This is a genomic window from Rhizobium sp. NPDC090275 (assembly GCF_044772225.1).
Taxonomy (GTDB): Bacteria; Pseudomonadota; Alphaproteobacteria; order Rhizobiales; family Rhizobiaceae; genus Rhizobium.
On record NZ_JBIVYL010000017.1, the window covers coordinates 61,611 to 74,895 of the forward strand.

Here is a 13,285-nt window from a genome sequence, read left to right on the forward strand (position 1 = left end):
GGCCGAGATCGATCGGTCGCTCGTGATATGTCGGCGAGCGACAAAGCCAGCTATCGCCGCGATTGCGGCTCTCTCAGGACCGCGGGTGCCGTTGTGCAGGACTTGCGGATCATGAGTTCCGGTTTGAGCACGACCCGACGAGCGGCTTCAGTTGGCTGCTGAAGACGCTCCAGCATCCTTATTCCCGCCATGCGGCCAATCTCGGTTGGATGCGTGGCAACCGAGGTGATGGCTGGCCTGATGATTTCGCCGTTATGCACGTCGTCGAAACCCACCAGCGAATGATCACGACCGACCGTAAGGCCGAGATCATAAAGGCCGGCTGATAGGCCGATCGCGATGACGTCATTGAAGCACAATGTCGCCGTGCAGTTGGGGCTGAACTCGAAGATGGACTTCGTGGCGGCCGGAATATCGGTCAAGCGCATGGGCATGACCAGCAGCGAATCACCGCTCAGTGAATGCTCCTCCATCGCCGCCGAAAAACCGGCCACGCGTTCCCGATACGCGGAATGCATGGCGCCGTGAACCGCGAAGACAATCTGAGAATGCCCTAGGCCGACCAGATAGTTGATTGTCTGCCGCACGCCTAGGCCGTAGTCGACCCCGACATAATCAAGCTGATCGGTGACGTGGCGCAGCACCTGAACGATCGGCATCGGCCCGAGCACGTTTTCCGCCAGCCAATTCTCCTGCGTGCCGGCGGCGGGGCAGACAATGACACCATTGACGCCATGCTCGCGCATCCGGCGCAGCACGTCGTGCTGCCTGCCGAGATCGTCGTGGCTGTTGGCAAGCAGCACCGCGAGACCAGCCTCATCAAGGATCTCTTCGATGCCGGCCAGCAGCCTGGAAAAGAATGGGTTGGAGAGATTGGGGACCACGAGGCCGACCACGCGGCTCTGACCTGCCCTCAACCGGGCCGCGGTCAGGTTGCGAACATAGCCAAGCTTCTCGATCGCCGCCTCGACCTTTTTGCGGGTCTCGGATGAGACCAGCGGGCTTTCCCGGATGACAAGCGAAGCCGTCGCACGCGAGACGCCCGCTTCATTGGCGACATCAATCAGCGTAACCTGGCGATGGATTTCAGGACTTTTTGCCACACAGCACTCCTCCGGGTCGAGCGTGTCCTTGCCTATACGACCTGCGCCCATGCGGTCCACCGAAATAGGAAAGCCTTTCAATCTCGCTGCATTGCAGCGCGCGCATTTCGCACATGCAACAATGATGCATTGACTTAGATCGATCTAAATACGAAAAGATGTGCGTCATTTCGACCCTCGCCCCGCAGAAATGGACGTCGCGCCGAAATCGATTCCTCGATCACAACCACCTTGCCGATGGCATTGCGGGCGCAATCCCGCGTGCCTTCTGGAGCGATACATTATGAACAGTCTCTCTGAAACGCCGGCCGACATCTGGCATCTGGCTACCCAAGTAAGCCGACGATCTTTGCTTTCAGGCACGGCCGCACTGGTTTTGTCCGTCGCATTGCCGTCCGCGCTGTGGGCGCAGGAAGCAGCCCCGGCCAAGAGCCCGCAATTCTACGCCGTCTCCACGGCAATCACCGCAAAGCCTTTGCTGTCGGGAACCACATCGGATCGGATCTACGAGGCGCTGTTGTCCGATCATCCCGATCTTGCAGAACAGGTAGATGCCTTGGCCGTCCTCGCCGCCGCACAGCCGGATGCCAACGCCTTCAAGCAGGCCGCCGAGCAGGCAGGTCACGGCAATCTTCTGCTTGCCATTCTGACCGCTTGGTACACCGGCACCGTCGACACGAAGAAGGGCCCCGTGGTCGTCGCCTACAAGGACGCGCTGATGTATCGCCCTGTCGAAGATGGGCTCACCGTGCCGACCTACTGCAACAAGGGTCCGATGTGGTGGACTGGCCTGCCGCCGGAAATGACCCGCATGCCAATCAACAATCCGAAAGTGCTTTGATCATGAAATCTCCCGTCTTTTCGAACGGCGATGCGACGGCCGACGTCGTGATTGTCGGCTCCGGCGTTGTCGGTGCTCTGATCGCGGATCAACTGGCCGGCGAGGGAAAAAGCGTTCTGGTTCTGGATGCAGGGCTTCGCATCGAGCGCGCCCAGGCGGTCGAGAACTGGCGAAACATGCCGTTCAAGAACCGCGCCGGCTCTGACTTCCAGGGCCTCTACCCGCAGTCTAAATGGGCGCCCGCGCCACTCTACTGGCCGGAGAACAACTATGTCGAGCTGTCCGGCCCTGACGGCAAAGGCTTCAAGCAGGGGTATCTGAAGACCGTCGGCGGGACGACCTGGCATTGGGCGGCCTCCAGCTGGCGGCACCTGCCCGTCGACCTGAAGATGCGCTCCACCTACGGCGTCGGCATCGACTGGCCGATCTCCTACGATGAACTCGAGCCGTATTACTGTCGTGCCGAAGAGGCCATGGGGGTCGCCGGACCAAACGATCCGGCACTGCAGTCACCCGCCGAGCGCAGCCGGCCCTACCCGATGGACATGGTGCCGTGGAGCTATGGCGACAAGCGCTTCGCGGAAATCGTCAATGCTCATGGCTACCGTTCGGTGCCGATCCCGCAGGGCCGCAGCACGCGTCCGTGGAACGGTCGACCGACCTGCTGCGGCAACAACAATTGCCAGCCCATCTGTCCGATCGGCGCCATGTATAACGGCATCCATTCGGTCCAATCAGCCGAAGCCAAGGGCGCGGTCGTGCTTGCGGAATCCGTCGTCTACAAGATCGATACGGACGAGAACAATCGGGTCACCGCCGTCCACTGGTACGACAACGAGCATCGTTCCCACAAGGCGACGGGCGAAGCCTTTGTCATAGCCTGCAACTCGATGGAATCTCCACGTCTGCTGCTGGCGGCCGCCAATGAGCGCAATCCGGCCGGTATCGCCAACTCATCCGATCAGGTCGGCCGCAACATGATGGACCATTCCGGTTTCCATTGCTTCTTCCAGGCGGAAGAACCGCTGTGGATCGGCCGCGGCCCGGCTCAAAGCAGCTGCCTCGTCGGCCCGCGCGACGGCGCGTTCCGTTCGGAATACTCCGCCAACAAGATGATCCTGAACAACATCACGCAGGTGACAGGAGCGACAAGCGCGGCGCTCAAGCAGGGGCTGGTTGGCGCCGAACTCGATGCCGAAATCCGCAAGCGCACGATCCACGGTGTCGATCTGTCGATCAGTCTCGAACCTCTCCCGGATCCGAAGAACCGCGTCACGCTGAGCAAGACGCGCGTGGATCCGCACGGCATTCCCTGCCCCGATGTCTACTACGATGTCGGCGACTATGTCCGCAAAGGCTATGACGCTGCCGTCCTGCAACTGCAGCACATCGCCTCGCTCTTCAATGCGACCGAGGTCAACATCACCAAATCGCTCAACGCCAACAACCACATCATGGGCGGCGCGATCATGGGCAGCGACAAGGCTTCCTCGGTCGTCGATGGAAACTGCCGTGCGCACGACCACGCCAACCTCTGGATCGCTGGCGGTTCGGCCATTCCCTCGGCCAGCGTGGTCAACAGCACGCTGACAATGGCGGCGCTCGGCATAAAGGCGGCCGACGACATCTCTCACGTGCTGGGAGCATGACGATGCGGACAGGACATAAGATGAAGAATGCCGCGCTGGCCGCACTGCTGCTTGGCATTGTCGCGGCGGGCGCGAGCCAAGCCTTCGCTCAATCCGCTTCTGAGCCTCAGGCCGCGCTGATCGAAAAGGGTCGCATGGTTGCGACCGGCGCGGACTGCATGGCATGCCATACAGTCCCGAAAACCGGCAAGCCTTTCGCCGGCGGATACGGGATCGTCTCGCCACTCGGCACGATCTTCTCGACCAACATCACGCCCTCGAAGACTGCCGGTATCGGCAACTATAGCGAGGCGGACTTCTCGAGGGCCGTGCGCCTCGGAATCCGCAAGGATGGAGCTCACCTCTATCCGGCCATGCCCTATAGCGCCTATGCGGAGATGACGGACGACGACATCCACGCGCTCTACACCTATTTCATGAATGGCGTGGAGCCCGTCGATACCGCGCCAAAGCAGGAAACGGCCCTGCCCTTCCCGTTCAACGTCCGCTTGTCGATGGCGGGATGGAATCTGCTCTACGCCCACAAGCAGCCCTATGTCGAAGACACGACGAAGAGCGCCGAGATCAACCGCGGCGCCTACATCGCCGGCGCGCTCGGCCACTGCAGCTCGTGCCACACGCCGCGCGGCCTGCTGATGGGCGAAGACGGCAGTGCGTTCCTTAGCGGCGGCTTCGTTGGTCCCTGGTATGCGCCGAATATCACCTCTGATCCCGTCAGCGGCATCGGCGGATGGAGCGAAGACGAACTCGTGCAGTATTTCCGCACCGGCCACGCCGATGGCAAGAACCAGGCCGCGGGCGGGATGGCCGAAGCCATCCAGAACAGCCTGCAATATCTTCCCGAAAGCGATCTCCGCTCTCTTGCGAAGTATCTGAAAACGGTGCCAGCCATTCGTGATCAGGCCGACGACCAGCCGGCCCATGCTTTCGGCACCGCCCATAGCGATGAAGCGAATATCCGGGGCGTATACGGACCAAACGAGCACAACAGCCTTCGCAACGGCGAGGAACTCTACAGCGGCTATTGCGCGAGCTGCCATCAGCCGGACGGCGCGGGTAGCGAGAACCAGGCTTATCCATCGCTGTTCCACAATACGGCGACTGGAGCCGGCGAGCCCGCCAATCTCGTCGCTGCCATTCTCAACGGCGTCGAGCGGACGACGGGTGAACATGAGGTGCTGATGCCGAGCTTTGGCCCGGGCTCCTACGTGACGCCGCTGAGTGACAAGCAGATCGCGGATATCTCGAACTATGTGCTCAAGCGCTTCGGCAATCCGAAGGCACAGGTGACGATGGAAGACGTGGCCGTCGCACGCGGCGGCGGCTCGGTGCCCTTGCTCGCGAAGATGCAACCTTACATCCTGCCCGCGATGGCAGCGGCGGCACTGGTCGTCGTCCTGGCCGGCTGCATCCTGGCATTTGTTCTTCGACGGCGCTCCAAGGCGAGTGTGGCGATAGGTTGACAGCCGAACAAGGCGAAGGGTTATCTGTTAACAAACGCCGCCCAAGGGCGGCGTTCTCCGTTTCTGATTGCGTTCCGATCGCGCCCGGCATTCCGGGCGACCGACTTCAGCCGGCGACCTTGGTCAGCCGGTGAAGCGCGAAATCGGCGAAGTAATCGCCGACACCGAGCGCCTGGAAGCGCCGCATCGCGTCGCCTTCCATATGAGCGCGCCACTTGGCCTCGCTCTCCCAGGTCTCGACGAAGACGCGAACACGTCCGTCGTCGAGCGACTGGTGCAGTTCGTAGCGCAGGCAACCATCCTCGACCAATGTCTCGGCAACAAGCTTTTCCTGGGCCTCACCAAGAAGCGCTTCCTTGCCTGCCTTGGCGGTGGTGATGGCGATAATGGTCAGCGGTTCGTTGGCCATCGATCGTCCTCAAGCGATGGTGTTGACGAGGCCGCCTTCGGCGCGCAGCGCAGCGCCGTTGGTGGCCGATGAGCGAGGGCTGGCGAGATAGGCGACGAGGTTGGCCACCTCTTCGGCATCCACCATGCGCTGCAGGATCGACGCGGCACGCGCGGTTGCGAAAAATTCGGCCTCGATCTGCTTGATCGGCGCGGAGGGATCGCTGGCCTGGCTGCGCAGAAACGCCTCGATGCCTTCCGAGCGCGTCGGCCCCGGCAGGACCGAATTGACGGTGACGTTGCTGCCGCGCGTCAGCTGTGCAAGTCCGCGCGAGATCGACAGTTGGGCGGTCTTGGTCGTTGCGTAGTGGATCATATCCTGCGGAATGGCGAGGCCGGATTCGCTCGAAATGAAGATGATACGCCCCCAGTTGCGCTCCAGCATGCCTGGAAGATACGTCCGCGACAGGCGTACGCCACTCATGACGTTGACGTCGAACAGGTGGCTCCAATCGGCGTCAGTGATGTCACCGAATGCCTTGCTCTCGTAGATGCCGAGATTGTTGACAAGGATATCGACCGAGGGCGCCGCCTTGGCGATGATCGCAGCACCTTCGGCGCTGGCGGCATCGGCAAGCAGTCCGCTGACATCGGATTTGCCGGTAGTCTTGATGACGGCAACGGCCGCGTCGAGCTTGGCGCCGTCGCGCCCGGTGATGATGACGCGCGCGCCTTCCGCCGCGAGCGTACGGGCGATTTCAAGACCGATACCGGCGGTGGCGCCGGTCACGAGTGCGGACTTTCCGGTAAGTTGCAGGTCCATTGCGGGGCTCCATGTGTTGTGTTGATGAGTACAATCTATGACTTTGCCACCGAATGGACTATTGCTTTCAGAGAACATGCACCTGTGAACAAGGATCATCAATGCCACGTATCCTGATGGAGCGCTCCGGTGAGATGGAAGTGTTTGCGCGCGTCGTGCGCGATGGCGGCTTCTCCGCCGCTGCCCGCAACCTCGACCTCACGCCATCGGCGGTCAGCAAGCTGATAGCGCGCCTGGAGGCCCGGCTCGGCACGCGGCTCCTGCTGCGCACGACCCGCGCGCTGACCCTGACCGAGGAAGGCGAAGCCTATCACCATGCGGCGCTGAAAATTCTGCAAGAGCTCGATGATGCGGATCAGGAGGCTGCGGGAGGTGCGATCAGGGGGCGGCTCAGGATCAACGCAACCATTCCCTTCGGCGCGATGTTCGTGGTGCCGGCCATACCGGATTTCGTTGCCCGCAATCCCGATCTGATCGTCGATCTCAGCCTGACCGACAGCATCGTCGATCTGGTGGCTGAGCAGACCGACGTCGCCATCCGAATGGGCAATCTGCCAGACAGCGGGCTGATCGCCCGCAAACTCGGACAAAGCCGGCGTGTGGTCTGTGCCGCGCCGAGCTATCTCGAACGCCGCGGATATCCGGCAATGCCTGGGGATCTCGAACAGCACGACTGCCTGACATTCAATTTCCGACGCGCGAGACCGTCATGGCCGTTTCGCGTCGCGGGACGCGAGGTCGGCCAGCCGGTGAAGGGCAGCATCGTCGTCAACAACGGCGAGACGATGAAGCAGATGGTGCTCGCGGGCGCTGGCATCGCCCGCATTGGTCTGTTTCATGTGGCGGACGACATCAGGGCCGGACGCCTGGTGCCGCTGCTGGAGGAACACAATCCGGGAGACCTCGAATTGGTTCACGCGGTCTACGTGGGCGGCGGGCCGCTGCCCAACCGCGTCCGTGCCTTCATAGAACACATGGTCGTCACCCTGGCCGGTTCGCCCCTCCTCCATGGAGAGGCGAACCGATGATCACGGCAAGGGGCGATGGCTCGTTCGACATGACATCGTAGATGCAGGGCGATGCGAGGACCGCCGCGATCATGACCGCAAAGACAGCTATCTTCATTGCAATGTCTCCCTTGCCGTCCACTCAGACCAATGTCAGCTCGACAGCGATGTTGCCGCGCGTTGCCTTCGAATAGGGGCATGTCTGGTGCGCATCCTCCACGATCGCCCGGGCGAGTTCGGGATCGATCCCCGGCAGGCTGATCGCCAGGCGCGCCTGCAGAAAATAGGCGCCGTCGGTCGTTCCGAGATCGACCTCGGCGTTGACCGCCGTCTCGGCCGGGAGCCTGAGCTGGCGCTTGCCGGCGGCCTTGGTCATCGCGCCGATAAAGCAGGCCGACCAGCCGGCCGCGAACAACTGCTCCGGATTGGTGCCCGGCTTGCCGCTGCCGGGAGGCGACAGGCGAACGTCGAGCTGTGCGTCGTCGCTGCGGGCAAACCCTTCGCGGCCGCCAGTGGTGTGGGTCTTGCCGGTGTAGAGAACGGTATCGATCTTGGTCATGGAACACTCCTTTGTTGGGTCGCTTTGTTTCGTCGTTTGAGCGACGTTGGCTGACAGGGAGTGTTTTGATGGGTCCGCGTATCCCGCATGTTTCGGAAAATGCCGGAAGTGTATCAGAACGTACGCAACGGCTTCGAGGACATTCAGGCTTACAAAAAGCGCCCAGCGATCGACGAAGAGGACCGGCCTTAGCGGAACCGGACCTCGGCCGCCAAGCCGCCATCCGGGCGGTTGTAGAGCCGCACCGAGCCGCCGATCGTTCCGGCGAGCTGCTGGGCGATCGCCAGTCCAAGCCCGGTTCCACCGGTGTCGCGGTTGCGTGATGTCTCGACCCGGAAGAAGGGCTGCATGGCGCTTTCAAGCATATCGTCGGGAATACCAGGCCCGCGATCTAAGACCGTGACGACGACACCGCCCTCCCCGCTCCGCTCGACGGCAATCTCGGCGCCGCCCGCGAACTTCAGCGCATTGTCGATGAAGTTCGTGAGTATCCGCCGCAGCGCATGCGGCTTTGTCGACGCCGTGCCTTGAACGACGCCGAGCACGGTCACAGCCTTTCCGGTGTCCTGATAGTCGTAGGCGATGCTGTCGATGAAGGAAGACAGGTCGATGCGGGAGTTTTTCTCGCCGCTACCATGCGAGCTTCTCGCATAGGCAATGCCATCCTGAACCAGTCGCTCGATTTCGCGAAGATCGTTGACCAGCTTGTCCCTCTCAGGTGAATCGTCGGCCATGTCGGCGCGTAGCCGCATGCGGGTGATGGGGGTCTGCAGGTCGTGCGAGATCGCGGCCAGAATCTGCACGCGCTCCTCCAGGTAGTGGGCAATACGGTCGCGCATCGCGTTGAAGGCGCGGGCGGCGTGGGCGACTTCGCTCGGGCCCCGCTCGCTCATCGGCTCGCCCTTCTTGGCCGGATCGAGCGTATCGGCGGCGGCGGCAAGCGCGCTCAGCGGACGAATGGCCAGGCGCACGGCAAACCAGGTGCATATCAGGAGAAGCGCCATCTGCGCGGCGAAGACATAAGGTAGCCACTCCGCCAATGGCATGACGCCGCGCGGCGTGACGTCGATCGTCAGCGGCGCACCATCGGACAGCGTCAGATGGGCCTGGAGCCTCTTGCCGTCACCGGGGATGGATTCGACCTTGAGCGGAAACTTGTGGCCCGCCGCCTCCTCTATTCTTTCAGCGATCTCGGCGCCCCGGCCGGACATGTCGGAAACGCCAGGAAGGCCGGGACCGAGCACGAGACGATAATTGCCGCGGCTCAGGCGATCGACCCAATCGGCCCGCTCATTGGCGGGCAGACGATCGATGACGGCGATCGAGGTCGCCAGATCGCTTTCCAGCGTGCCCAGCATGACGGCTTTCGCCGACATGTAGCGTTCGGCAAAGAGGATGCTGAACGACAGGCCATAGGCGATCGCCAGCCCGGCGAACAGAATGAGAAAAAGCCGGGAGCGCAACGAACCCGGCCACCAGCCGCGAGACAGCGCCTCACTCATGTCCTCGGCTCCGATATCTCCACCGGAACGGAGAAGACATAGCCTTCGGCGCGCACCGTCTTGATATAGGTCGGCTCGCGGGCATCGTCGCCCAGCCGCTGGCGCACGCGGCTCACCAGAAGATCGATCGAACGGTCGAACAGCTCCGCATCGCGGCCCTGTGTGAGATTGAGCAGCTGGTCGCGATTGAGCACACGCTGGGGGTGATCGATGAAGACCCGGAGCAGCCGGTATTCGGCGCCACTCAGGGCGATCTCCGTTCCCTCCTTGTCGAGCAGGTGGCGGCCGACGGTATCGAGACGCCAGTCGCCGAAGGTCAGGAGCTGACCGGCCTCGGTGATCTGCAGATTGGGCGGCAGCATGCGCGTTCGGCGCAACACTGCCTTGATCCGCGCCAGAAGCTCACGCGCTGCGAAGGGCTTCGGAAGATAATCGTCGGCGCCCATTTCGAGCCCGATGATCCGGTCCATCTCGTCGTCACGCGCCGTCAGCATGACCACGGGTATGGCCTTGTGCTTGCCGGCCCTGAGCTCGCGACATAGCACGAGGCCGTCGTCACCCGGCATCATGACATCAAGTACGATCAGATCGACGGAATTGCCTTCAAGAAAGCTGCGCATCTGGCGGCCATCGGCGGCAACGGTGGTGCGCAGGCCGTTCTTTTTCAGGTAGCTCGATACGAGCTCGCGAATCTCACGATCGTCATCCACGATCAGAATATGGTCGATGTGCTCCATGTCTCGTCTTTCACACGATTCGCAGCCTTGAAGTGAGCCATTAGTTTCGCGTCGGCCACCGCGAGTAAAGCGGATTTCGCGCGGTGGCCGATCGCTTTAGAACGACGCGACGTCGATGACGGCCTGGGCAAAAGCCTCGGGCGCTTCCTGCGGCAGGTTGTGCCCGATGCCACCGGTTACGTTGCGATGCTCGTAGCGGCCGGAGAACTTGGCCTTGTAGGCCGAAGGGTCGGGATGAGGCGCGCCATTGGCGTCGCCTTCCATAGTGATAGCAGGCACGGTGATGACGGGGCCCATGGCCAGCTTCTTTTCATAGGCATCGTACTTGGCTTCGCCTTCGACGATGCCAAGACGCCAGCGGTAGTTATGGATGGTGATGTCGACGTGGTCGGGATTGTCGAATGCCGGTGCCGAGCGATCGAAGGTCGCGTCGTCGAACTTCCAGGTCGGCGATGCGGTTTCCCAGATAAGCCGCACGAAGTCGCGGGTATTGGCGGCATAGCCTGCGCGGCCGCGCTCGGTGGCAAAGTAGAACTGATACCACCAGGCAAGCTCGGCCTTGGGAGCGAGCGGCTTCTTGTTGACCTCCTGGCTGCCGATCAGATAGCCGCTGACGGAGACCAGAGCCTTGCAGCGTTCCGGCCAGAGCGCGGCCATGATGTCAGCGGTGCGCGCACCCCAATCATAACCGGCGACAATCGCGCTCTCAATCTTGAGTGCATCCATCAGCGCGATCATGTCTGCTGCAAGCGCGGCCTGCTGGCCGTTGCGTGGCGTATCCTTGGAGAGGAAGGTGGTGGTGCCGTAGCCGCGAAGATAAGGAACGATCACGCGGTATCCGGCCTTGGCGAGGATCGGTGCGACGTCGACATAGCTGTAGATATCATAGGGCCAGCCATGCAGGAGCAGGACAGCGGGACCGTTTGCCGGGCCGGCCTCGGCGTAGCCGATATCGAGCACGCCGGCCTTGATCTGCTTCAGCGATTCAAACGACTGGTGCCCGCCAACCTTCTTGGCGGGAGACGCAGCAGCGGTCTGCGCGTTTGCCAGCGTTGCGGCGCCGAATTCGACGGCGGCGACGGTCATTGCGGCGATGCCGAAGAAGCGGCGGCGGTTGAGGTTGATTGCGTTGGTCATGGGTCTCTCTCCTGTCCGTGTTGACTATGATCGCCATAAAGCCGGCCGCGTGTATCCCCGATGTGTCGCCAGCCTGCGGTTATTGAATGCGACTGTAGCGCCCGCCCGTCTGGATACATTGCGATACAATCGCCAAGCCCTTCGCCGCCGATTGTTTCGCTCTGTAGCACGGCCCGCGATCGCTACAGTTCGACACACTTCTCCTAGAGGCCGGACACATCCCGGATACGTCGTCACAACAGATTGTCGTCACTGCTGATCGAGCCAGTCGCCCTTCAGCATCCGCACCTGGTTTCAAAGGAAACGACGATGACGCTTCTGATCATTGCCTATCTCGGAGGGGCGCTGACTATTCTCAGCCCCTGCATTCTGCCCATCCTGCCCTTCGTCTTCGCCCGTACCGGCCAGCCGTTTCTGCGCAGCACATTGCCGATGCTGATCGGCATGGCCGCCACCTTCGCGGTTGTCGCGTCGCTTGCGGCAGTGGGCGGCAGCTGGGCGATCCACGCCAATGAATATGGTCGCCTCGCGGCCCTCACGCTGCTCTCCATCTTCGGCGTCAGCCTGCTGTCGCCGCGCGTCGCAAGCACGATCACGCAGCCGGTGGTCGATTTCGGCAACCGGCTGGTGAAGGCTTCCGGCAAGCCGGGCGCCGCGCCGACGGCGCTCAGCTCGCTCGTCCTTGGTATCGCAACCGGTCTCCTGTGGGCGCCCTGCGCCGGCCCGATCCTCGGGCTCGTCCTAACGGGTGCTGCCCTGCAGGGCGCAAATCTCCAAACGACCTTCCTGCTCATCGCCTACGCTGCCGGTGCCGCCACTTCGCTTGCCGTCGCATTGCTTGTTGGCGGCAAGGTGTTTGCCGGCATGAAGCGGTCGCTTGGTGTCAGCGAGCGTGTCCGCCAGGCACTCGGTGCTGCAGTCCTTGCCGGCGTCGCCGCAATCGCGCTCGGCGCCGATACCGGCCTTCTGGCTCGGCTGTCCTATGCTAGTACGACATCCTTCGAACAGGCAGTTCTCGACCGCTTCAACGCAAAGCGTGATCTGGCGGCACCCGCCGAGGTCGCCAGCAACGGCGCGATGACGGCCAGCAACCTGCCGTTCAAGGCAAACCTCCCGGTCGAAGGCATTGCGCCATCGCTTGACGGTGCCGTCGAATGGCTGAACTCGCCACCGCTGACCGCCGAACAGCTACGCGGCAAGGTCGTACTCGTCGACTTCTGGACCTACTCCTGCATCAACTGCATCCGCACCACGCCCTTCGTTCGGGCCTGGGCCGAGAAGTACAAGGATCAGGGCCTCGTCGTGATCGGCGTGCACGCCCCGGAATTCGCCTTCGAGAAGAAGATCGACAATGTCCGCAAGGCCGTCGCCGACGCCAAGATCACCTACCCCGTCGCGATCGACAACGACTACAAGATCTGGCGCGCCTTCGAGAATAATTACTGGCCCGCCCACTACCTGATCGATGCCAAGGGCCAGATCCGCTACCACCACTTCGGCGAAGGCAACTATCGCCAGACCGAGCAGGCGATCCAGGACCTGATCCACGAAACCGGCAGTGCGAAGATGGCCGCAAGCACGGTAGCGCCGGACGCCAAGGGCGCGGAAGCAAGCCCTGACCTCAAGGATATCCGTTCCGGCGAGACCTACATAGGCTACGAGCAGGCCACGAACTTCGCCTCGCCGGAGGGCCTGCACAACGACGCCAACAGAACCTATTCGGTCGGCGATCTCGGTCTCAACGAATGGGGACTGTCCGGCGCCTGGACGATCGGCCGCGAGCAGGCAACGCTTGAGCAGGCAGATGGCGGCATCGCCTACCGGTTCAGCGCCCGCGACCTGCACCTCGTTCTCGGCCCGGATGCATCGGGAAAGCCCGTGCGCTTCCAGGTGACGATCGACGGTAAAGCGCCCGGTGCCAACCACGGCGCGGACACCGACGCCGGTGGCAACGGCACCGTCACGTCAACCAGGCTCTATCAGCTTGTCCGCCAGTCCGGCGACGTCGAGGCGCACAACTTTCAGATCCGCTTTCTCGATCCCGGCGTCGAAGCCTACGCCTTCACCTTCGGCTGAC

The 13,285-nt window shown here is 62.4% G+C and carries 12 protein-coding genes; 5 read left to right on the plus strand and 7 right to left on the minus strand.

The window, feature by feature from the left end:
• Positions 1 to 50: 50 nt before the first annotated feature.
• The gene (locus ACIQUB_RS29580) at positions 51 to 1,103 is read right to left on the minus strand and encodes a LacI family DNA-binding transcriptional regulator (protein ID WP_402935054.1); all 1,053 of its coding nucleotides are present in this window, start codon (positions 1,101 to 1,103) and stop codon (positions 51 to 53) included.
• A gap of 283 nt (positions 1,104 to 1,386) precedes the next feature.
• Here ACIQUB_RS29580 and ACIQUB_RS29585 point away from each other — a divergent pair, with 283 nt between their 5' ends.
• Genes ACIQUB_RS29585 through ACIQUB_RS29595 form a run of 3 tightly spaced genes read left to right on the plus strand, consistent with a single transcriptional unit; the run spans position 1,387 to position 5,056 of the window.
• Entirely contained in the window at positions 1,387 to 1,944 is a 558-nt protein-coding gene (locus ACIQUB_RS29585; protein WP_402935057.1) for a sugar dehydrogenase complex small subunit, read from the plus strand.
• Between the two features lie 2 nt (positions 1,945 to 1,946).
• Positions 1,947 to 3,593, plus strand: a complete 1,647-nt coding sequence (locus ACIQUB_RS29590; protein ID WP_402935060.1) for a GMC family oxidoreductase — start codon at positions 1,947 to 1,949, stop codon at positions 3,591 to 3,593.
• A 2-nt stretch (positions 3,594 to 3,595) separates the two neighbouring features.
• A complete protein-coding gene (locus ACIQUB_RS29595; protein ID WP_402935063.1) occupies positions 3,596 to 5,056 on the plus strand; it encodes a c-type cytochrome in 1,461 nt (486 codons plus the stop codon).
• A gap of 106 nt (positions 5,057 to 5,162) precedes the next feature.
• Here ACIQUB_RS29595 and ACIQUB_RS29600 read toward each other — a convergent pair whose 3' ends face one another.
• A complete protein-coding gene (locus ACIQUB_RS29600) occupies positions 5,163 to 5,465 on the minus strand; it encodes a putative quinol monooxygenase (RefSeq protein WP_402935066.1) in 303 nt (100 codons plus the stop codon).
• Between the two features lie 9 nt (positions 5,466 to 5,474).
• A complete protein-coding gene (locus tag ACIQUB_RS29605) occupies positions 5,475 to 6,266 on the minus strand; it encodes an SDR family NAD(P)-dependent oxidoreductase (protein ID WP_402935069.1) in 792 nt (263 codons plus the stop codon).
• A 101-nt stretch (positions 6,267 to 6,367) separates the two neighbouring features.
• Between ACIQUB_RS29605 and ACIQUB_RS29610 the strand changes: the two genes are divergently transcribed.
• The gene (locus ACIQUB_RS29610; protein ID WP_402935072.1) at positions 6,368 to 7,294 is read left to right on the plus strand and encodes a LysR substrate-binding domain-containing protein; all 927 of its coding nucleotides are present in this window, start codon (positions 6,368 to 6,370) and stop codon (positions 7,292 to 7,294) included.
• Positions 7,295 to 7,415: 121 nt separating this feature from the next.
• Here the strand turns inward: ACIQUB_RS29610 and ACIQUB_RS29615 are convergent, their stop codons facing one another.
• From ACIQUB_RS29615 to ACIQUB_RS29630, 4 genes are all read right to left on the minus strand, one after another.
• Positions 7,416 to 7,832 carry an organic hydroperoxide resistance protein gene (locus ACIQUB_RS29615; RefSeq protein WP_018898119.1) on the minus strand — a complete coding sequence of 139 codons (417 nt, stop codon included), beginning with the start codon at positions 7,830 to 7,832 and terminating at the stop codon, positions 7,416 to 7,418.
• A gap of 188 nt (positions 7,833 to 8,020) precedes the next feature.
• Positions 8,021 to 9,334: an ATP-binding protein gene (locus tag ACIQUB_RS29620; protein ID WP_402935076.1), complete on the minus strand. Its 1,314-nt coding sequence runs from the start codon at positions 9,332 to 9,334 to the stop codon at positions 8,021 to 8,023.
• A complete protein-coding gene (locus ACIQUB_RS29625; protein WP_018898117.1) occupies positions 9,331 to 10,071 on the minus strand; it encodes a response regulator in 741 nt (246 codons plus the stop codon). Before ACIQUB_RS29625 ends, ACIQUB_RS29620 begins: the two co-directional genes overlap by 4 nt.
• 96 nt (positions 10,072 to 10,167) lie before the next feature.
• Entirely contained in the window at positions 10,168 to 11,208 is a 1,041-nt protein-coding gene (locus ACIQUB_RS29630) for an alpha/beta fold hydrolase (protein ID WP_402935081.1), read from the minus strand.
• Positions 11,209 to 11,517: 309 nt separating this feature from the next.
• Here ACIQUB_RS29630 and ACIQUB_RS29635 point away from each other — a divergent pair, with 309 nt between their 5' ends.
• Entirely contained in the window at positions 11,518 to 13,284 is a 1,767-nt protein-coding gene (locus ACIQUB_RS29635) for a cytochrome c biogenesis protein DipZ (RefSeq protein ID WP_402935084.1), read from the plus strand.
• The last annotated feature ends 1 nt before the right edge of the window (position 13,285 follow it).